The sequence below is a fragment of the Weissella fangxianensis genome (assembly GCF_024718545.1).
In the GTDB taxonomy this organism is placed as follows: domain Bacteria; phylum Bacillota; class Bacilli; order Lactobacillales; family Lactobacillaceae; genus Weissella; species Weissella fangxianensis.
Genome location: NZ_JAMXDB010000030.1, coordinates 1 through 20,020, shown reverse-complemented (window position 1 = coordinate 20,020; position 20,020 = coordinate 1). Strand labels below are relative to the sequence as shown.

The window sequence follows — 20,020 nt, the reverse complement described above, 5'->3', positions numbered from 1 at the left end:
ACCTCGTATCTGTTTTTTTTCGTCGATTACATTTTACGCCGGTATCTTATTGGTGTCTTTTTGTTTGTGAAAAAGGCGAAATAAAAAGCGTGAAATTTTTAGTTTCACGCTAGAAAGTATAGAGCCAATAAAGGTCGCTAGTTATTAGATGTGATAAAATGGAAAAAGCTATTTATAAAAGGAGCTCAAAGATATGGAAGCAATAGATACTCATCAGCATAGTGATGGGAAAAAACATCTGGGCTTAATGGGACGACTAAAAAATAAGTTTCGTTATTTAGACTTATGGCTATTAATACCAATTATCGCCATAATGATTTTTGGTGATGCAATGGTTTACACTGCAAGTACCAATATGGCCATTGGGTCTGCTAGTAGCTTTCTAATTAAACAAGCTGTATTTGGTCTCATGAGCTTAATCATCATGCTGGTTATTTTTGCATTGAAAATTAATTGGCAATCAAAATTTGTCATTCGATCTATTTTGGGTATCAATGTTATTTTGTTGATAAGTCTGGCATATGCACTGTTATTCGGTCAAGTTACTTCAGGAGCGAAGGGTTGGATTTATATTGGTTCTTTTGGTATTCAACCAGTTGAGTATTTTAAGATAAGTATGATTTTATACATTGCTCATCGTTTTTCTAGAAAGAAACCAGATAAAAATAGTTGGTTTCCGAAAATTAAAATGCAGGATTTATTGATTCCTTTGGCAGGAATGACACTTGTCTTTTTGATGCCTGATTTTGGTGGAATTGTTATTTTATTGCTAATCTTTTTGATTGTTCTAATGATGGCAGGCGTTAGAATGCGGAGTCTTTTAACTTTAGTAGCCATTGTTTTAGCATCTTATACTGCAATCCCGTTTTCATTACCATTATTAGAAAAATTACCATTTTTCCAGTATCAAATTGCTCGATTTGAGGCGTATGTTAATCCGTGGGTGGCTGGTGATTCTGGTCACCAATTAATTAACTCATATTATGCTATTAGCAATGGTGGTTTGTTTGGCCGTGGCTTAGGAAATAGTATTCAAAAAACGGGTTATTTACCGGAACCAAATACGGATTTTATTATGGCAGTAGTTGGTGAAGAACTTGGTGCAATTACAATTTGGGCTGTGCTAATCGTATTTGCTGTTATCATTTGCCGGCTGATAGTCACGGGAATTCGGGCACACCATATGCAACAAAGACTAGTACTCTATGGTATTGGGACATACGTTGTTGTTCAGATATTGATAAATCTAGGTGGTGTCGTTGGTATTCTACCAATTACAGGGGTAACATTCCCGTTAGTTTCTTATGGTGGATCTTCTTTGATTTCTTGGGGAATAACATTTGGTGTCGCGCTAAATATTGTTGGCCAGATAAAATACAGTACTGAGTTAGAAGAGGTGAAATAAATGACATTTGTTGTAAAGCCAAGGCGCAGCGTTATTGTCTATTTAAAAAATGTTCGGCAAGCGCGCCAGTTACGGCGCTTTGGTGTTGTTAATTATATATCCGAGAAAATGAAATATGCCGTTATTTATATGGATGAAGATGATATTGAAACAAAGACAAAGCTAATTGAAAGGTTGGGCTTTGTCTCTTCCGTTAGTCTGTCACATTGGCCTGAAGTTGATACCACTGTGGGTAGTAATGGTGAATCGTTTGAATTGATGATTGACCCTGATGAATTATCAGATGAACCGATTGATGAAGAGGAATTGTGATGCGGATAGTAAGTGGTGATTTTGGTGGACGACCTTTAAAAGCTGTGCCGGGTAATGCGACAAGACCAACAACTGACAAAGTAAAAGAAGCTTTGTTTAATATGATTGGTCCCTATTTTGAAGGTGGTCGTTCTTTGGATTTATATGCTGGGTCAGGTGGACTAAGTATCGAAGGTGTCTCTAGAGGAATTGATGAGGCCGTTTTAGTTGATAGACAATATGCTGCGATCAAGACGATTAAAGACAACATTGCTGTGACAAAACAGCCAGAGAAATTTCAGGTGATTAAAAGTACTGCTGAAGCAGCTATTCATCGGTTACAAAACACATCTCCTTTTGATATTTTGTACTTTGATCCACCATATGCAAAACAAACAATCATTAAGGATATTGAAGCATTGGTTAATGCAAATCTTGTTGCAGCACAAGCTCTAGTCGTAGCAGAAACAGACCAATTCGCTGATTTACCAGAAAATTTATCTGGTTTTGAGTTAATTAAGCAGAAAGATTATGGTATTACGGTAATTACTTTATATCGTTACACAGGGAGGTAAAATATGGTAAAAGCATTATTTCCAGGTAGCTTTGACCCATTTACGAACGGCCACTTGGATATTTCCCGTCGTGCAGCAGGACTTTTTGATGAGGTTGTTATTGGCGTTGGTACCAATTTGAGTAAGCAGTATCTTTTTCAAACTGCTGAAAAGATTGCGCTAATTGAAAAGGCAACTGCTCATTTAAAGAATGTGTCGGTTATTGAGATGTCTGGTTTAACAGTAGATTTCATGACAAAGATTAATGCAAATGTATTAATTCGTGGCCTCAGAAACGAAAAGGATTACCTATATGAAAGAGATATTGCGCAGATGAATCAGGAGTTGGGTGATGTTGAGACCGTGTTTCTCTTAGCTAAACCAGATCACCAATTCTTATCGAGCTCGTTACTAAAAGAGGTGGCTAGCACTGGTACGGATATTTCAAAATATGTACCTAACAATATAGAAAAAGCTTTGAATGAAAAGTTAGGTAAGTAATATGGGAACAAAAAAAGTAAATAAGAAGTATAAACGTTTAAAAATAATTGGGATAATTAGTCTTGTTCTGGTTTTAATTGGGCTAGTTATGCCGTTACCATTATATGCGGAATCACCGGGGGAGGCAGATGATTTAAAATCATATATTAAAATAGATAATAAAAAGCCCAAGGTTGACGGAAAATACATGATTACTGCCATTTATTTGTCTAAAGTGAACGGATTGGGCGCAATCATTGCTGCTCTTAATCCAACCACAACATTGATGACTAGTCGTGAAGCCAATGGTGGTTCAAGTGCGTCTGACAGTCAAGCCATTAATAAAATATATATGAATTCAGCTGTAAATGAGGCCAAAGCAGTTGCCTATAAAGAAGCAAAAACACCTTATAAAAGAACATTTAACGGGATTTACGTGATGTCTGTCCAGGAGAATTCAAATTTTAAGAACAAGTTACGTGTCGGTGATACAGTGACCGCTGTTGATAATAAGAAATTTAGCTCTGCTAAAGGTTTTCAAAAGTATATTCGGTCAAATAAAGTTGGAACCTCGATGACGATTACTTATAAGCAAAATGACAAACCTAAAACTGCTACGGGTAAGTCAGTGGCTTTAACTGGTACAAAAAAGTTGCCAGGTATTGGTATTGCTTTGACCGATTCTGTTGACGTTTCCTCGCCGCGTAAAATTTCAGCAAATATGGGAGAAATCAGTGGTCCTTCTGGTGGCTTGATGTTTGCTTTGCAAATGTATGATGGCCTGGCTTCAGAAAATTTGGCTAATGGCCGTAAGATTGCGGGAACTGGTACCATTGATAAAAATGGTCGTGTTGGTGAAATTGGTGGCATTGATAAAAAGGTCATTGTAGCTCATGATGCTGGAGCTAAAGTATTCTTTGCACCTTATATTAAACCGACTAAGCAAAATCTGAAGTATGAACCTGATGGTAAAACAAATTATCAAGAAGCCGTTAAGGCGGCTAAAAAATATGCGCCTAATATGAAAATAGTACCAGTTAAAACATTTTCAGATGCATTAGCCTATTTACGTGCCCACTAAATTAAAAGTAGTTGCATATACGGTACACATTAAATATAAAAATAAATAAAAAATTGTCGCTATGATAACACATTTGCATGTGTTGATAGTGACTTTTTTTATTTAAAAAAATATTTTATATACGGTTTTTTATATAAATAAAAATACTATCTAAATGAATTATAAACTTGTTTATAAATTCACAAGCAACTTTTGTATGATAGATAAATAGTGATATAATAAAACATGTAGAAAGATGTAAGCGCTTTCTTGGAGGGGGACGTATGTATTGAGGTATATTAATTATTTAGGCACAGATGCCTATCAGAATATTGCTATGGATAGTTGGTTGTTATACAACCTTAAGCCGAAAGAACCAGTATTCACACTATGGCAGAATAAAAAAGCTGTCATTGTGGGACAGAATCAAAATACTTTTGGGGAAGTTAATCAGGAGTATGTTGATCAAGAGGGGGTGCAAGTTGTTCGCCGAATGTCAGGTGGTGGCGCTGTTTACCATGATTTGGGGAATATTTGTTTTACGTTCTATGTGCCAGTTGAGAGTAGTAGTGAGGTCAACTTCAAACAATTCGTTGAACCAATGTATAACGCACTACACGCAATTGGCATTGATGCCAAGATTACTGGTCGAAACGACTTAGAAGTAGATGGTAAGAAAGTCTCAGGTAATGCACAACGTTACGCAGGTGGATATCTTATGCACCACGGTACGTTGATGTGGGACACTGACGTAGAGGCCATGGTTCGGTCGTTAAATGTTGCTGATGAAAAATTTATTTCAAAGGCAGCGAAGTCCGTGCGTGCGCGGGTAGGTAATATTAAGAACTATGCGCCAGAAGGTCAAACTTTAGAAGACTTTATGGAAGCTTTACGTTACTATCTGACCGACGAGGGGAAAGATGGTGAATTGGTACTAACCGATGAACAAATCGCCGACATTAAGCGTTGGCGTGACGAGCGTTTCTCAACATGGGACTGGAATTATGGTAAAAGTCCTGTGTTTGATTTCACAAATCACGCGAAATATGATGGCGGTAGTGTTGATGTTAAAGCGAATGTCAAGGAAGGTAAAATTCAGGATATTGAATTTACAGGGGATTTCTTAGGTGTTCGTGATTGGCGTGAAATTAAAGATAAGTTCATTGGTCAGGTGTTCTCACCTGAGGCAATCCTTAAAGTCTTGGATTCTAATTCGGATGGCCAATACTTTGGTGGTATTACCAACGATGAGTTAGCGGTATTGTTTACTGGAGACAGTGATAAGTAGAAAGGGGCTACATGCAATGGCAAGTATCGCAGATGCAAACAAGAAGGTTTTAGATTTTGATGGACAATTGCAAGCGCAGGATGATTTTTTTCCGACATTAAAGTTGTTGGATAATGACGGAAAATTATTAGATAAGGCAGCTTACAAGCGTTCTGAATTAACAGATGAAGATTTAGTTGAGATCATGAAGAAGATGTTGTTTAGTCGTCAACTAGATATTCGTTCAACAAAGTTAGCTAAGCAAGGTCGTTTTGGATTCTTCGCACCAACTGCTGGACAAGAAGCTTCACAAATGGCTTCAGCTTATGCTTTTGGTAAAGAAGATTGGTTATTCCCAGGATATCGTGATATTCCTGAAATTGTTGACAAGGGATGGCCAGTATGGAAGGCCATTCTTTGGTCACGTGGCCATGCTAAAGGAAATGAATTTACTACAGAAGATGGCGAACCAGTTAACTCATGGATGCCACAAATCATTATTGGTGCACAGTATGTTGAAGCAGCTGGTGTTGCTTTGGGCTTGAAGAAGCGTAAGGAAGATGCTGTTGCCTATGCATATACAGGTGATGGTGGAACTTCACAAGGAGACTTCTATGAAGGTGTGAACTTCGCCTCAGCTTACAAGGCAAATGCTGTGTTCTTTGTACAAAATAATGGTTATGCTATTTCAACGCCTCGTGAGTTACAAACGGCCGCACCACATTTGGCAGCTAAGGGTTGGGGATCAGGTATTCCTAGTTTAGTTGTTGATGGAATGGATCCATTGGCAATGTACTTGGCAGCTAAAGAAGCTCGTGCCTGGGCTGCTGCTGGTAACGGACCTGTTTTGATTGAGACATTGACTAACCGTTTGGAGCCACACTCAACAGCTGGAGATGATCCACTACGTTATCGTACTAAGGAAGACATTGCTGAGTGGTGGAAGAAAGAGCCATTGATTCGTATGCGTAAGTTTATGAGTGAAAAGGGTATCTGGGACGACGAGAAGGAGGAAGACTACATTGCTGAAGTAGATAGCTATATCGACGATCAAATTAAGATTGCTGATAACATCGACAAGCAAAAGATCTCTGATTTCCTAAAGAATACTTTGGAAGTTCCAGGACAAGTAATGAAGGAACAAATTGAGCACTTCGAGAGCGAGGGTAAGTAATTATGGCTAACAAAACATATATTGCAGCAATTCAGGATGCTTTAGATTTAGCTTTGGACAAAGATGAGAACACCCTAATTTTTGGTGAAGATGTTGGAGAAAATGGTGGTGTGTTCCGTGCTACTGATGGTCTGCAAGCAAAGTACAGTGAAGATCGCGTATTCAATACGCCTTTGGCAGAATCAGGAATTGGTGGTTTGGCTATTGGGTTAGCAACCACCGGTTATCGACCAATTATGGAGATTCAATTCTTTGGTTTCTTATTCGAAGTAATGGATTCAATTGCTGGTCAAATGTCACGTGCACGCTACCGTTTCAATGGGACACGTAATATGCCAATCGTTGTTCGTTCACCATATGGTGGTGGTACTAAAACACCTGAAATGCATGCGGATAACTTGGAAGGTATTGTGGCACAAGTCCCTGGACTTCGTGTTGTTATGCCAGCTAACCCAGCTGATGCAAAAGGATTGCTATTAAGTTCAATTGAATCAGATGATCCCGTTGTTTACTTGGAGAATTTGCATTTGTATCGTTCGATGAAGGGTGAAGTTGCTGATGGTTATTATACAACACCATTGGATAAAGCAGCGATTGCTCGTGAAGGGTCTGATGTTACGATCGTTTCATATGGTGGTGCTGTGCCTGTATCATTAAAGGCTGCTGATGAGCTAGCTAAGGAAGGCATTGAAGCAGAAGTTGTTGACCTTCGTACTGTTTCACCAATTGACATTGAAACAATTGGCGAATCTGTTAAGAAGACAGGTCGTGTTGTTGTGGTACAAGAAGCACAACGTATGGCTGGAGTTGCAGCTACCGTGATGGCTGAGATTTCAGAACGCTTTATCTTGAGTTTGAAAGCTCCAATTGGTCGTGTAGCTGCACCTGACACAGTATACCCATTCGCTCAAGCAGAAAATGATTGGATGATGAAGGCTGATGACGTTGTTGCTAAGGCCAAGGAGGTTGTGAACTATGACTGAGATTTTTACGATGCCTGATATCGGTGAAGGAATGGCCGAAGGGGATATCACAAACTGGTTAGTTAAGGTTGGTGATACAGTTAAGGTTGATGATTCTGTTGCTGAAGTGCAAAACGACAAATTAGTACAAGAAATTGTATCACCATACGCCGGAACTGTTACAAAGTTATTCGTGGATCCTGATACAACGGTTGCGGTCGGCGATCCACTGATCGAATTTGATGGTGATGGTAGTGGCGCTGGTGCTGATGAAGCAGCTCCTGCACCAAAGGAGGAGACACCTGCCGATGAGCCAGAAACTTCTGACACACCTGCAGCTCCTGCTGGTAACGTTGTTGCAACCAATGGACAAATCTTAGCAATGCCATCAGTGCGTCACTATGCATTTGAAAAGAACATTGACTTGTCACAGGTTCCAGCATCAGGACGTCATGGTCATATTACGATGACCGATGTTACTGGCTTTACTGGTGCACCCGCAGCACCTGAAGCACCAACACCTGAGCCACAGGCAGCACCTGTTGCACCTGAGGCCAGTGTACCTGATGAGAAGTCAGCACCAGAAAAGAAGGTTGAAGTAGCTGATACGAAGTCAGGTCGTCAACCAATGTCTGGTGTTCGTAAGGCGATTGCAAGCGCAATGTCTGTACAGAATGCAACAATTCCTACAGTTACTAACTTCGATAGTGTTGAAGTTTCAAAGCTTGTTGCCCACCGTTCAAACTTCAAGGAGCCAGCTAAAGAGCAAGGTGTTAAGTTGACTTACTTGGCTTATGCAGTAAAGGCTTTGGCTGCTGTTGGTAAGAAATTCCCTGAAATTAATGCTTCTATCGATATGGATAGTCATGAAGTCATTTACCATGATACGGTTAATGTTGGTGTGGCTGTTAACGCGCCTTCTGGATTGTACGTACCAGTTGTTGCTCATGCTGAGAGTAAGTCAATTATGACAATTGCCACTGAAATTGCTGACTTAGCTAGTGCTGTCCGTGAAGGAACGATTAAGCCTGCTCAAATGCAAGGTGCAACGATCACAATTTCAAACTTGGGTTCAGCGCGTGGTACCTGGTTCACACCAATTATTAATGGTAAGGAGTCAGCTATTCTAGGTTTGGGTTCAATTTTGAAGGAACCAATTGTTGATGAAAATGGTGAATTGGCTGTTGGACAAAACATGAAGCTATCACTAAGTTATGACCACCGTTTGATTGATGGTATGTTAGGACAACAGTCAATGAACTACTTGAAGCAATTGTTGGCTGATCCTAGCTATATGTTGATGGAGGTATAGAAAATGGTTGTTGGAGCAGAAGCGACTGATGTTGGTACAGTTATCATTGGTTCAGGACCTGGAGGATATGTTGCAGCTATCCGTGCTGCCGAACTTGGTCAAGATGTAACCTTGATTGAACGAGACGATATTGGTGGAGTTTGTTTAAACATTGGCTGTATTCCATCAAAAGCCTTAATCAATGTGGGTCATCATTATCGTGACAGTCAAGAGGAGAATCCGTTTGGCTTGTCAATGACTGGTAAGTTAGATTGGGATAAAGCACAAGATTGGAAGCAACATAAAGTTGTCGACCAATTAACTGGTGGTGTTGCGATGTTGTTGAAGAAACATCATGTGCAGATTATCAAAGGTGAAGCAACTTTTAGTGATAATGAAACATTAAATGTGGTTCAAGAAGATGGTCATCAGTTATTGCGTTTTGAAAATGCCATTGTGGCTGCTGGATCACGTCCAGTAGAAATTCCTAGTTTGAAATTTGGTGGACGTATCGTTGATTCAACTGGTGTGTTGAGCTTACCAGAAGTACCTGAACACCTTATCGTTGTCGGTGGTGGTGTCATTGGTTCTGAACTTGGTGGTGCTTATTCAAACTTGGGATCTAAGGTAACCATTGTTGAAGGGTTAGACCATACGTTGAATGGCTTCGACAAGGAAATGACAAAGCCTGTTTTGAATGACTTTAAGAAGCATGGTGGTGAAATTGTCACTTCAGCTATGGCTAAAGGTGCAACACAGACCGACAAAGATGTTACGTTGACTTATGAAGTTGATGGTAAGGAACAAACAGTGACAGGTGATTACTTGTTAGTTTCAGTAGGTCGTCGTGCTAACTCGGATACATTAGGACTAAATAATACGGATGTTAAAGTTGGCGATCATGGCTTGATTGAAGTAGATAACCAGATGAAGACTAGTGTGTCACATATCTATGCAATTGGTGATATTGTTGCTGGACCTGCTTTGGCTCACAAGGCAAGTTTTGAAGGTAAGGTTGCCGCAGCCGCTATCAGTGGTGCAAGCAATGCACATGACCTCCACTATTCACTACCAGCCGTTGCTTATACGCAATATGAATTGGCAACAACTGGTGAAACGCCAGAATCAGTGAAGGCAAAGGACTTAAATGCTAAAATTAGCAAGTTCCCATTTGCTGGTAATGGACGCGCCTTAGCAATGGATGCAGGTGTAGGCTTTATTCGCTTGATTACTGATAAGGATAGTCATGCAATGTTGGGTGCCCAAATTGTTGGTCCATCAGCATCTGACTTAATTTCTGAACTTTCATTAGCGATTGAAAATGGCTTAACATCTGAAGATATTTCGTTAACGATCCACCCACACCCAACTTTGGGTGAGGCTATTATGGATGCTGCCGAAGTGGCAGATGGACTAGGTATTCATGTATAATAGATTAAAATAATTATGTAGAGGTGGGTAGGCAATGTCTTTCTTTAAAACAAATGACGGTGTGCGATTACATTATCAATTCGATGGTAATAGTGATCATCCTGTCGTCGTCTTTCTCGGTGGCTATACAAGTATGATAACGACATGGGTGGCGCAAGTTGAAGCATTTAAAGCTGCGGGCTTTCGTGTACTGCGTTTTGAGTATCGTAATCATGGCCAGAGTGAACAGACGGACAAGAGCTTGCGTATTTCTCGGTTAGCGATGGATTTGGCCAACTTATTGGATTACTTACATGTAGACCAATTTACCTTGATTGGTCATTCAATGGGCGCTATGGTAGTAAGCCAGTATATTTCACTATTTGGTGATCGCCAAGTAAATGTTATTGTGACTGAAGATCAGACACCCAAAATGTTGAATGAAGATGGCTGGCAATATGGTGTTAAAGATTCCTCCTTTGCCCGTATTAGTCAAATTTCTGATAGTTTCCCGAAAACAAAACTGGTTAAACAAGCCATTCCAAAAGAGCTGAAACGTCAAGTCTCAGACGGTTATGTGCCGTTTGATTTTGAAAAAAATCGCCCATTGATGATTGATGGGATTGTCCAAGATTGGCGCGATGTTGTTCGTCATGAACGGATACCACATCTATTTTTGGCGGGTGGTGCATCCCCAATGTATCCCGTAGATCATGCAAAGCATGCCCTTGACTTACAAGGGATTACAGGTTCGGCTATGCACGTCTTTGACGGAGCAGGTCATATCCCACATTTGGAATTTCCGGATGAATTTAACCAGGTTGTGATTGGGTTTATAAAAAAATTTAGTTAAGCATGTCTTTAGTAACATAACTGTTCACGATGTGTATAGTTAAAAAATAAGATGTTTAGGCTACTAAGCCTAGACATCTTTTTTTATGCCATTAAATAAATTAAAAAACAATTAGACAAATGAGAAACTGCGTGATATTATAATAACACTATTAAAATTAAACCGTTCACAAAGGGGAATTAGGTATGAGAAAATTTGGAAAAGTTGCCGCAGTTGCTGCGTCAGTGACAATGGTTGGGAGTGTTGCGTTACCAGCAGTTTCGGCATCGGCAGCGTCTACGGGTAAGACAATTAATTGGTCAGAAGTTGCAGCATTACCAACAATGGACCCAGCAAAATCTACAGATACTGTATCGGCAGATGCGTTAGGTGCTACCAGTTTGCCTTTGGTACAGTTTGGTAAGGGCGGCAAACTTGAAAATGAAGCAGCGAAGAGTTACGAAAAGTTAGATGATGGGCTAACTTATACCTTTCATTTACGTTCTGGGTTAAAGTGGGAAAATGGGGATGATTTGACAGCAAAAGACTTCGTCTATGGTTGGCAACGGTCAATTGACCCTAAGACCGCTTCAGAATATGCTTACTTACTAGATAGTGTTAAGAATGCAAAGGCTATTGAAGATGGTGATAAAAAGCCTTCAGAACTGGGTGTTGAGGCGGTTGACGACCAGACATTGAAGGTAACCTTGGAATCGCCTGCATCATATTTTCTACAAGAATTGACGATGCCGGTATTCTTCCCAGAAAACCAAAAATTTGTGGAAGAGAAGGGAAACAAGTTTGGAACTTCTGCTGCTAATTATTTGTCAGCGGGGCCTTATAAATTTAAAGGATGGTCAGGTTCAAATAATAAGTACTCGTATGTAAAGAATAACAAATACTATGATGCAGATAAGGTCAAAACCAAGAAAATTGCTGTTCAAACTATTAAGGATCAAAATACTGGTTATAACTTGTATCAGGGAAAGAAACTTGATTTTACACCGTTGTCTCCCGATCAGGTGAAGGCTTCAAAGAGCAAGAAGGGTTATAAGGAAATTAAGTCTGGTGCAACACAATCCTTACAGATGAATCAAGAAAAGGTACCTGAGTTTAAGAATACTAAAATTCGTCAAGCCATTTCTTATGCTGTCAACCGTAAGGCATTATCAAATCAAATTGTTACTGGATCTGCTATTCCGGCAACTACCTATACACCTAAAGACTTAGTAAAGAACCCTAATAATAACAAGGATTTTGCAACCGATGCTGAAGTAAAGGGAGCAGTTGGCTACGATAAGAAGAAGGCAGCTAAGTTGTTCAAGGCTGGTCTTAAGGAAGTTAATAAGTCAAAACTATCGGTCCAATTGTTAACTGATGATGATGATACTTCAAAGCGTGTTGCCCAATTCTTACAAGAACAATTAGAAAAGAATTTGGATGGTATGAATGTTTCGATTAAAACCGTCCCAAAGAAGCAACGTTTGAAGTTGAGTACTGATGGTGATTTCCAAATGCTAAACTTTGGTTGGTTAGCTGATTATCCGGACGCCTCATCATTCTTAGATTTGTATAAGGCTGACGCATCATATAATTATGGTAAGTGGCAGAATGAAGATTACAATGCTGCTTTGGAGAGTGCTGAAGGTAAGAATGCTAATGATAAGAAGGCACAATATGCTGACTTCAAGAAGGCTGAACAAATTCTTGAGAAGGAAGCTGGTGTTGCACCTTTGTACTACCGCTCAACAGCGTCATTGTTGAATCCTAAGGTTAAGGGCGTTGTAGCTAACCCTACCGGCGCACCATTTAACTTTAAGTATGCTGTTAAACACTAAACTAAATAATTTATAGTAACGTAATAGGCTGGAGCATTAAATGTTCCAGCCTGTTTTGTGCGTTGACCCATGAACGACTTTTAATTAATGTTAAAATAGACACATCATACATGAACAATAACGATTCTCAATTAAGTAAAGAAGGGGAAAATGAAAATAACAATTATGGGTGGCACAGGTTATATTGGCCAGGGGATTCTATCTGCGCTCGTCCAGGATAGGTATAATTACGAACTGACTAGTTTATCTCGCTCTGGTGCTCAAAATCATGAAAATTTAGTCAATTCTGTCACTTATTTGGCTGTTGATTTGACTAAACCTGGTTATTGGCAGACGGTCATTGATAACTCAGATGTTGTCGTTGATTGTGTGGGAATCTTTTTACCTAGTAAACGAAAAAATACAAGTTATCAGAAAAACAGTATTGATCCTGCAAAAACGGTCATAGACGAGCTAATGGCTAAGACAAAGCTAACGAGGTTTATCTTTATCGCCGCTAATCATGCACCGTGGCCGCTTAAAAATTATATGAAAGCGAAAGAAGAGGTTATTGATTACGGCGTCAAAAAGTTGGATAATCGATTTGTAGCTGTTTATCCTGGAATGGTGTACGATCAACAACGTATTCTTAATTTCATTCCAGGCGTATTATTACATGTCGCCATCTATGGATTACATTTAAACTTTTTGAAAAAGTATCGTCCGGTTAAACGGCAAAAGTTTAATCAGGAAATGCTCCAAATTATTAATCAACAATCCAGTGTTTTGACGAATAAAATATCATAATTACCTATAGGAGAGAAAAAGTTGATCACTTTAAAATCAAACAGAGAAATTTCTGGCATGGCACACTCTGGTAAAATTCTAGCGGGTGCCCATCTTGCATTACGAGATAAAATATATGTTGGCATGGATACTTGGGAAATCGAGGAAATTGTTAACCAGTATATTCTGGATCATGATGCAAAGCCTTCAGAAAAGGGCTTTGAGGGATATAAGTATGCCACTTGCATTAGCATTAATGATGAAGTAGCACACGCAACACCACGTAAGGGATTGAAATTAAAAAATCATGATGTTGTTACCGTGGATTTTTGTGTTAATTGGCATGGTTATGAAAGTGATTCTGCTTGGACTTATGTTGTTGGTGAAAGTACACCCGAAATTGATCACTTAATGGATGTGACTCATACGGCTTTGTACTTAGCAATCGATCAAGCACAAGTCGGTAATCGTTTAGGTGATATTGGCTTTGCCATTCAAGACTATGTGGAAAATGAAAACCATATGGGTGACGTCCGTGATTTGATAGGTCATGGTATTGGCCCAACGATGCATGAAAAGCCAGATGTGTTCCACTATGGTGTCGCACACAAAGGATTACGTCTAAAGGCTGGTATGGTCATTACTATTGAACCAATGGTTAATGCAGGCGGTGCTTGGGAAATTAAAACTGAGATCGTACCTGAAACTGGATGGGAGTATTATGTCTCAGCAGATGGTAGTTTGTCAGCACAATATGAGCATACAATTGCGATTACCAATGATGGACCTAAAATTTTGACGTCCCAAGATCCAGTTGGCGATGCCAAGTATTTATGGCAAGAATAGTGAACCATTTATTTTGAATCATTATAACGATAAGCAATCAACTTTTTTATGAGTTGGGTTGCTTTTTTTATTACAGTCATTTTTGCGAATTTGTTCACATACGATACATAACTCATATGAAATTCCTGTTTTATGTATAGAAATTTCCGATAATTATCACAAAAATAACAAATTTTGTGCTTCACTCCTAGTGAAAAGTCGTATACTAAAATGTGTAGCGCTTCCAAATAGTAGGCGAAAACATTTGAAAGTGGGATGTAGAATGTCATGATAGGTATGGAGGTAGTGTGTGAGAAAAAAGATTTTTTATGAGGCGATGCCGTTTTATGCGACTAGTTTTTTAATTCATATTATTGGATTCGTCTTGTTAGGTATCGCTGCAGTGCAAAATGCACATTTTTGGGGAATTGGATTATTAGCTTATACTCTGGGATTGCGTCATGCATTTGACGCAGATCATATTACAGCAATCGATAATACAGTTCGTAAATTGGTTCAGGAAAAGAAGAGTTCAGCTGGGGTTGGTTTTTTCTTTTCTTTGGGTCATTCAACGGTTGTCTTTCTTATGGCACTGGTTGTTGGATTGTCAGTACAGTTCGCTAAAACAAACTTACCATTTCTACAAGAAGCTGGTGGTAAAATTGGGGCCACTGTCTCAGGTGTTTTCTTAATTGTGATTGCAATTGCTAATTGTTTTGTATTATTCAATTTACTGTCTCAATTAAGGAACGTAAAATCTGGTAATTTCGACCAAAAGAAGTTTGATGAATTATTGATGTCACGAGGCTTTTTAGCAAAGTTTTTAGGCCCTATCTTTAAGTTTATTAAGCGGGCTTGGCAGATGTACCCAGTTGGTTTTTTATTTGGTCTTGGATTTGATACAGCTTCGGAAATTACATTGATTGCATTATCAGCAGGAACTGCCAGTCAAGGCGCCTCAATTTGGGGTATCTTAGCTTTGCCAATCTTATTTGCTGCTGGTATGAATGTCATGGACACAACCGATTCTGTGATGATGTCGGGTGCTTATCGATGGGCTTTTGACGCACCGATCCGTAAAATTTATTACAATCTAACCGTCACAACAATTTCGATTATTGCGGCATTTATTATTGGTATTGTTGAATTGTTGCAGGTCTCAACCAGTGGGTTTGCAATGAAGACTGGTTTTATAGGCTGGGTACAAAGCTTAGACTTTAATTGGGTTGGTTATGGACTAATCGTTGTCTTTTTGGTTATTTGGGCGATGACTTATATCGTTTCAAAAATGGTACCTAAAAAAGAAAATAACGCGAATGTTTAATATTGTTTAGTATTTAAAGGAGGCATTGTATTATGGAATTTTCTCTACCATACGGCAAAGGTAAACTAGTTGGAGAAATACCATCTAATCGTGCAAAAGGAATTATTCAGGCTGATTCAGAAGCTGTTTTAGCAGAAAGTTATAAGTTTTCAGAAGCAGAAATTGTTGAAAGTTCATTACTGAATCCGATTGATTCACCACGTTTATCTGAATTAGTGGTGGGCAAGAATCGCGTGGTGGTTATTAGCTCTGATCATACACGACCAGTACCATCGAAAAAAATTATGCCTAAAATCATTTCGGAAATTAAAAAAGGCAATCCAGAGGCAGACATTACGATTCTGGTGGCGACAGGAACGCATCGTTTGACAACCCATGATGAGTTGGTTGATAAATATGGTGCAGAAATTGTCAAAAACATCAATATTGTTGTCCATGATAGTGATGATAAAGAAAATATGATTAATATTGGGACGCTACCTTCAGGAGCTGATTGTGAAATTAATCGAGTTGCTGCAGAAGCTGACTTGTTAATCGCTGAAGGGTTTATCGAGCCACATTTCTTTGCTGGATATTCAGGTGGACGTAAGGCTGTTTTTCCAGGAATAGCCTCACGAAAATCAGTGGTTGGTAATCATAATGGTCAATTCATCGATTCAAAGCATTCACGAACGGGTATGTTGATGCACAATCCGATTCATAAGGATATGGTTGAGGCTGCTCGTTTAGCTAAATTACAATTTATCGTGAATGTTGTCTTGGATCATGATAAGCGAATTGTTGGTTCTTTTGCTGGTGATTCGGTCAAGGCGCACCTTGAGGGAACTAAATTCGTTGATAGTATTATGGAAGCAAAACCTATTTTTACTGATATCACGATTACCAGTAATGGTGGGTACCCACTTGATCAGAATATTTATCAAATGGTTAAAGGAATGACAGGTGCTGAAGCAACAAACAATGAAAATGGTGTCATTATTATTGCTAGTGGTTTGGTTGATGGTACAGGTGGTGATAAGTTGTATCGTCTATTTAAGGATACTGATAAAATTTCAGATATTTATGATAATGCGGTTAAGACACCGGCCAAAGAGACCGAACAGGACCAATGGCAAGCGCAAATATTGGCACGCGTCATGATGAAACACCATGTCATTGTTGTTACTGATCCTGCTAATAAACAAATTGTCGAAGATATGAAGATGACACATGCCGAATCGATTCCGGCCGCGTTAGCCATTGCGGATAAGTTAGTTGGTGTTGATGCATCGATTGCAGTATTGCCAGATGGTGTGTCAACTATTATCAAGGCATAGAGGGATTTGTCTTTGTATCATAAAAAGTATTAACTTGGAGGTTAAGTCATGATTAGTTCAAAAACAGTAACAGATGAAAAAGAAGTTGTCTTGCAAGATACTTTAGCAGCATATGATCGTGTGATTGTTGCATTCTCTGGTGGTATTGATAGTACTTTAGTACTTAAGGAAGCCTTGAATGTATTAGGTAAGGATAATGTGTTAGCTGTTGTAGCAAATTCAGAATTATTTACTGACGATGAATTTAATAAGGCAATCAATTTAGCTAATGAATTGGATGCAAATGTATTAGGAACACAATTAACTTACTTGACAAACGAAGAAATTGTTAATAATACTGCCCAAACATGGTTCTATCAAAAGCAAATGTTCTTTACTCGTTTAGAAGAAATTCGTCAAGAGAAGGGCTTCGATATTGTCTTAGATGGTACGATTATGGATGATAATGATGATTATCGTCCGGGATTAGTTGCAAAGAAGGAAGCTGGTGTAATTAGTCCATTACAAACTGCTAACTTGTATAAAACGGATGTCCGTTCATTAGCCAAAAAAGTTGGGTTAAGCAACTGGAACAAGGTGCCAAGTTGTTCTGTATCATCGCGTTTCCCATATAATACAAAAATTGATGCACAAAGCATTAAACAAGTGATGGATTCAGAAAAATATCTACGTGGTTTAGGTTTCACAAATGCTCGTGTTCGCTACCATGGGGATGTCGCACGGATTGAAGTGCCAAAGGATGATATTCAACTGATTATTGATAATCAAGCTGTCATTGATGATCAATTGAAATCGTTTGGTTTTAATTTCGTTGCTGTCGATTTAGCTGGGTTCCAAAGCGGCCGTATGAATTCTACTTTGTCAGAAGAAGAATTAGCAGCCAATAACGGATAAATTAATAGAAGTTGTTCTTCTCAAAGTTATGGTATTGCATTTTTTAGGCAAGAACGTAATGATACGATGAGTTGAACGACTTTTTTGTTTTATAAAGAAAAAATTGAAAAGAGGATAATGGCTTGAAGTTTGTAGATATTGGTTCAGCAAAAATAGACGTTGATCGTGCCCAAAGAAAAGGATTTTCTGAAATAGTTTACGGCAGTAGTAAAACAGCCGAACAAATCGAAAAAATTGTTAATGTATTATTGGAAAAGAATGGGAACGCTCTGGTAACGCGAGTTAATGAAGAAAAATATGCCTATCTAGATGCTCACATACCCGACTTAGCATATGATGAGTCAAGTCAAGTGTTAACAGTTGGCAAACCAAATACCAAATTAAAAATAGGTTTGATTTATGTTGTTTGTGCCGGAACGTCTGATTTACCGATCGCAAAAGAAGCTGTTCAAGTTGCTGAGTGGATGGGGGCTAATGTTAAATACCTATGGGATGTTGGGGTTGCTGGCTTAAATCGTTTGTTGTACTACACGGATGAGTTGAGAAAGGCTGATGTTATCATCGCAGTTGCTGGTATGGAAGGATCTATGCCAACAGTTTTGGCTGGCTTAGTCGACGCACCAGTCATAGCCGTACCAACGTCACTTGGATATGGTGCGAATATGCAAGGTATGACAACGATGTTATCGATGTTGACGTCATGTAGTTCCGGTATAACCGTGACGAATATTGATAATGGATTTGGTGCAGCCTATCAAGCTAGTTTAATATTGCGACGCATGAATAAAAGATTAGGAGATTACAATGGCTAAAACGTTATTCTTAGACTGTGGGTATGGTATTTCGGGTGATATGTTTTTATCAACCCTTAGTGGTCTGGGTGTGGCTATCGATGATGTCCATGCTGAACTAAAGAAAGTTATTACCGATGAGTTTGACTTGTCAATTGATCAAATTAATCAGCATGGCATTATGGCAAATCATTTAGTATTGAAATTTAAAGATGAATCTTTGAATCATTTTGATACTGGTGTACATCATCATGAACATGGTCATAGCCATCAGCATACTCATTATGCAGCCATAAAGGAAAATATCGAAAATAGTATGCTAAGTGAACATGTGAAAGCACTAAGTTTGCGTATGTTTGATAATGTTGCGCAAGCTGAGAGTAAAATTCACGGAATACCTGTGTCAGATATTGCTTTCCATGAGGTCGGTGCGGTAGATTCATTAGTTGATATTATTGGTGGTTGTGTGGCCCTTGATCGACTAGGGGTAGATACTATTGTTGCGACTCCTGTGGCAACCGGTTATGGTAAAGTGAAAGTCGCCCATGGATTATATCCAGTGCCAGCACCAGCTACTTTAGCAATCTTACAAGATGTGCCAGTACAAGATTTTGATATTGCCAGTGAACTAACAACTCCAACGGGGGCAGCCATTGTTAAGACTTTTGCTACTTCATTCGCTAATAGTATGAAGGGAAAGGTCATTAAGAGTAGTTATGGGGCTGGGACAAAGCAATTTGACCATCCTAATGTATTGCGCGCAGTATTATTGGATACTGCAGATGAATCAACCCAGGACAAGACAGTTAACCAAGTATGTGAATTGAACTGTGAGATAGATGATATGACTGGTGAAGGGCTTGGACAGCTATTAGAAAGTGTCATGAATGATGGCGCCTTAGATATGTACTACACACCAATTATGATGAAAAAGAATCGACCAGCGTATCAAATCACGTTACTTTGCAAAGTAGCCGATGCAGATTATTTTAAACATCGCTTGTTACTTGAAACCACAACCTTCGGGGTTCGGACGGTATTAAAAGAACGGGCAATTTTAAATCGTGAATTTTCAACATTACCTTTGGCAAATGGGACGGTGAAAATTAAAAAGGGCTACCTTGAAGGCGAATTAGTTAAAGTGACACCAGAATTTGAATCAGTGCGAGAATTAGCCGATACAAATGGCGTGTCATTTAATCAAATGTATTATCAAGCAATTACTGCTATCCAAGAAAATTTTGACTTTTAAATATTTTTATTTAGCACGAAAAGGCAACCCGATTTATAAAAAATGGGTGAACTGAACCCCGTAAGTTGGAGTAATTTCCAAAACTTACGGGGTTTTACTATGTTTTCAAAAGAAGTACAAATTGAAGCTGTCACAATGTATCTACAAGGTATTCCGCCTTACAAAATACGGAAAAAATTTGGCATTAAAGGCACAGACACCATTCGTAACTGGGTTACTAATATCAAGGAACTTGGTATTTATGGAGTAAACAACGCTAGTCGAAGTAAGACAAATTATCAATATTCCT

At 38.9% G+C, this 20,020-nt stretch carries 20 protein-coding genes; all 20 read left to right on the top strand.

Annotation, left to right across the window (positions count from 1 at the left end):
• The first annotated feature begins 193 nt into the window (after positions 1 to 193).
• Positions 194 to 1,405, top strand: coding sequence for an FtsW/RodA/SpoVE family cell cycle protein (locus NGR58_RS07760; protein WP_258088997.1), 1,212 nt, complete (start codon positions 194 to 196; stop codon positions 1,403 to 1,405).
• Positions 1,406 to 1,717: a YlbG family protein gene (locus NGR58_RS07755; protein WP_258088996.1), complete on the top strand. Its 312-nt coding sequence runs from the start codon at positions 1,406 to 1,408 to the stop codon at positions 1,715 to 1,717. It abuts the gene before it with no gap.
• Entirely contained in the window at positions 1,717 to 2,271 is a 555-nt protein-coding gene (gene rsmD, locus NGR58_RS07750) for a 16S rRNA (guanine(966)-N(2))-methyltransferase RsmD (protein ID WP_258088995.1), read from the top strand. Before NGR58_RS07755 ends, rsmD begins: the two co-directional genes overlap by 1 nt.
• A gap of 3 nt (positions 2,272 to 2,274) precedes the next feature.
• Positions 2,275 to 2,751, top strand: coding sequence for a pantetheine-phosphate adenylyltransferase (coaD, locus tag NGR58_RS07745; RefSeq protein ID WP_258088994.1), 477 nt, complete (start codon positions 2,275 to 2,277; stop codon positions 2,749 to 2,751).
• A 1-nt stretch (position 2,752) separates the two neighbouring features.
• The gene (locus tag NGR58_RS07740; RefSeq protein ID WP_258088993.1) at positions 2,753 to 3,811 is read left to right on the top strand and encodes a SepM family pheromone-processing serine protease; all 1,059 of its coding nucleotides are present in this window, start codon (positions 2,753 to 2,755) and stop codon (positions 3,809 to 3,811) included.
• Between the two features lie 268 nt (positions 3,812 to 4,079).
• Positions 4,080 to 5,078: a lipoate--protein ligase gene (locus tag NGR58_RS07735; protein ID WP_258088992.1), complete on the top strand. Its 999-nt coding sequence runs from the start codon at positions 4,080 to 4,082 to the stop codon at positions 5,076 to 5,078.
• A 16-nt stretch (positions 5,079 to 5,094) separates the two neighbouring features.
• The gene (locus NGR58_RS07730) at positions 5,095 to 6,231 is read left to right on the top strand and encodes a thiamine pyrophosphate-dependent dehydrogenase E1 component subunit alpha (protein ID WP_258088991.1); all 1,137 of its coding nucleotides are present in this window, start codon (positions 5,095 to 5,097) and stop codon (positions 6,229 to 6,231) included.
• A 2-nt stretch (positions 6,232 to 6,233) separates the two neighbouring features.
• Positions 6,234 to 7,214: an alpha-ketoacid dehydrogenase subunit beta gene (locus NGR58_RS07725; protein WP_258088990.1), complete on the top strand. Its 981-nt coding sequence runs from the start codon at positions 6,234 to 6,236 to the stop codon at positions 7,212 to 7,214.
• Positions 7,207 to 8,505: a 2-oxo acid dehydrogenase subunit E2 gene (locus NGR58_RS07720; protein ID WP_258088989.1), complete on the top strand. Its 1,299-nt coding sequence runs from the start codon at positions 7,207 to 7,209 to the stop codon at positions 8,503 to 8,505. The genes NGR58_RS07725 and NGR58_RS07720 overlap by 8 nt, the downstream gene beginning before the upstream one ends.
• A 3-nt stretch (positions 8,506 to 8,508) precedes the next feature.
• Positions 8,509 to 9,915, top strand: a complete 1,407-nt coding sequence (lpdA, locus tag NGR58_RS07715; protein ID WP_258088988.1) for a dihydrolipoyl dehydrogenase — start codon at positions 8,509 to 8,511, stop codon at positions 9,913 to 9,915.
• Between the two features lie 34 nt (positions 9,916 to 9,949).
• Positions 9,950 to 10,747, top strand: coding sequence for an alpha/beta fold hydrolase (locus NGR58_RS07710; protein ID WP_258088987.1), 798 nt, complete (start codon positions 9,950 to 9,952; stop codon positions 10,745 to 10,747).
• A gap of 185 nt (positions 10,748 to 10,932) precedes the next feature.
• Positions 10,933 to 12,564: a peptide ABC transporter substrate-binding protein gene (locus NGR58_RS07705; RefSeq protein WP_258088986.1), complete on the top strand. Its 1,632-nt coding sequence runs from the start codon at positions 10,933 to 10,935 to the stop codon at positions 12,562 to 12,564.
• Positions 12,565 to 12,714: 150 nt separating this feature from the next.
• Positions 12,715 to 13,350 carry an NAD(P)H-binding protein gene (locus NGR58_RS07700; RefSeq protein WP_258088985.1) on the top strand — a complete coding sequence of 212 codons (636 nt, stop codon included), beginning with the start codon at positions 12,715 to 12,717 and terminating at the stop codon, positions 13,348 to 13,350.
• A gap of 21 nt (positions 13,351 to 13,371) precedes the next feature.
• On the top strand, positions 13,372 to 14,175 hold the full coding sequence (gene map, locus NGR58_RS07695) for a type I methionyl aminopeptidase (RefSeq protein ID WP_258088984.1): 804 nt from the start codon (positions 13,372 to 13,374) through the stop codon (positions 14,173 to 14,175).
• Between the two features lie 289 nt (positions 14,176 to 14,464).
• A complete protein-coding gene (locus NGR58_RS07690; protein ID WP_258088983.1) occupies positions 14,465 to 15,478 on the top strand; it encodes a HoxN/HupN/NixA family nickel/cobalt transporter in 1,014 nt (337 codons plus the stop codon).
• A gap of 29 nt (positions 15,479 to 15,507) precedes the next feature.
• The gene (gene larA / locus NGR58_RS07685) at positions 15,508 to 16,794 is read left to right on the top strand and encodes a nickel-dependent lactate racemase (RefSeq protein WP_407077152.1); all 1,287 of its coding nucleotides are present in this window, start codon (positions 15,508 to 15,510) and stop codon (positions 16,792 to 16,794) included.
• Positions 16,795 to 16,842: 48 nt separating this feature from the next.
• Positions 16,843 to 17,688: an ATP-dependent sacrificial sulfur transferase LarE gene (larE, locus tag NGR58_RS07680; protein ID WP_258088981.1), complete on the top strand. Its 846-nt coding sequence runs from the start codon at positions 16,843 to 16,845 to the stop codon at positions 17,686 to 17,688.
• Between the two features lie 122 nt (positions 17,689 to 17,810).
• Positions 17,811 to 18,500: a nickel pincer cofactor biosynthesis protein LarB gene (gene larB, locus NGR58_RS07675; RefSeq protein WP_258088980.1), complete on the top strand. Its 690-nt coding sequence runs from the start codon at positions 17,811 to 17,813 to the stop codon at positions 18,498 to 18,500.
• Positions 18,493 to 19,731, top strand: coding sequence for a nickel pincer cofactor biosynthesis protein LarC (larC, locus tag NGR58_RS07670; RefSeq protein WP_258088979.1), 1,239 nt, complete (start codon positions 18,493 to 18,495; stop codon positions 19,729 to 19,731). The genes larB and larC overlap by 8 nt, the downstream gene beginning before the upstream one ends.
• A gap of 99 nt (positions 19,732 to 19,830) precedes the next feature.
• Positions 19,831 to 20,020 (top strand): helix-turn-helix domain-containing protein (locus NGR58_RS07665; protein ID WP_258088978.1); only part of this gene is annotated, 190 nt, incomplete at its 3' end.

Coding starts and splice junctions, on each gene's coding strand:
- NGR58_RS07760 (WP_258088997.1), top strand. CDS start 194: ATGGAAGCAATAGATACTCATCAGCATAGTGATGGGAAAAAACATCTG.
- NGR58_RS07730 (WP_258088991.1), top strand. CDS start 5,095: ATGGCAAGTATCGCAGATGCAAACAAGAAGGTTTTAGATTTTGATGGA.
- NGR58_RS07705 (WP_258088986.1), top strand. CDS start 10,933: ATGAGAAAATTTGGAAAAGTTGCCGCAGTTGCTGCGTCAGTGACAATG.
- NGR58_RS07725 (WP_258088990.1), top strand. CDS start 6,234: ATGGCTAACAAAACATATATTGCAGCAATTCAGGATGCTTTAGATTTA.
- NGR58_RS07700 (WP_258088985.1), top strand. CDS start 12,715: ATGAAAATAACAATTATGGGTGGCACAGGTTATATTGGCCAGGGGATT.
- lpdA (WP_258088988.1), top strand. CDS start 8,509: ATGGTTGTTGGAGCAGAAGCGACTGATGTTGGTACAGTTATCATTGGT.
- NGR58_RS07720 (WP_258088989.1), top strand. CDS start 7,207: ATGACTGAGATTTTTACGATGCCTGATATCGGTGAAGGAATGGCCGAA.
- NGR58_RS07740 (WP_258088993.1), top strand. CDS start 2,753: ATGGGAACAAAAAAAGTAAATAAGAAGTATAAACGTTTAAAAATAATT.
- coaD (WP_258088994.1), top strand. CDS start 2,275: ATGGTAAAAGCATTATTTCCAGGTAGCTTTGACCCATTTACGAACGGC.
- larE (WP_258088981.1), top strand. CDS start 16,843: ATGATTAGTTCAAAAACAGTAACAGATGAAAAAGAAGTTGTCTTGCAA.
- NGR58_RS07755 (WP_258088996.1), top strand. CDS start 1,406: ATGACATTTGTTGTAAAGCCAAGGCGCAGCGTTATTGTCTATTTAAAA.
- larC (WP_258088979.1), top strand. CDS start 18,493: ATGGCTAAAACGTTATTCTTAGACTGTGGGTATGGTATTTCGGGTGAT.
- NGR58_RS07710 (WP_258088987.1), top strand. CDS start 9,950: ATGTCTTTCTTTAAAACAAATGACGGTGTGCGATTACATTATCAATTC.
- rsmD (WP_258088995.1), top strand. CDS start 1,717: ATGCGGATAGTAAGTGGTGATTTTGGTGGACGACCTTTAAAAGCTGTG.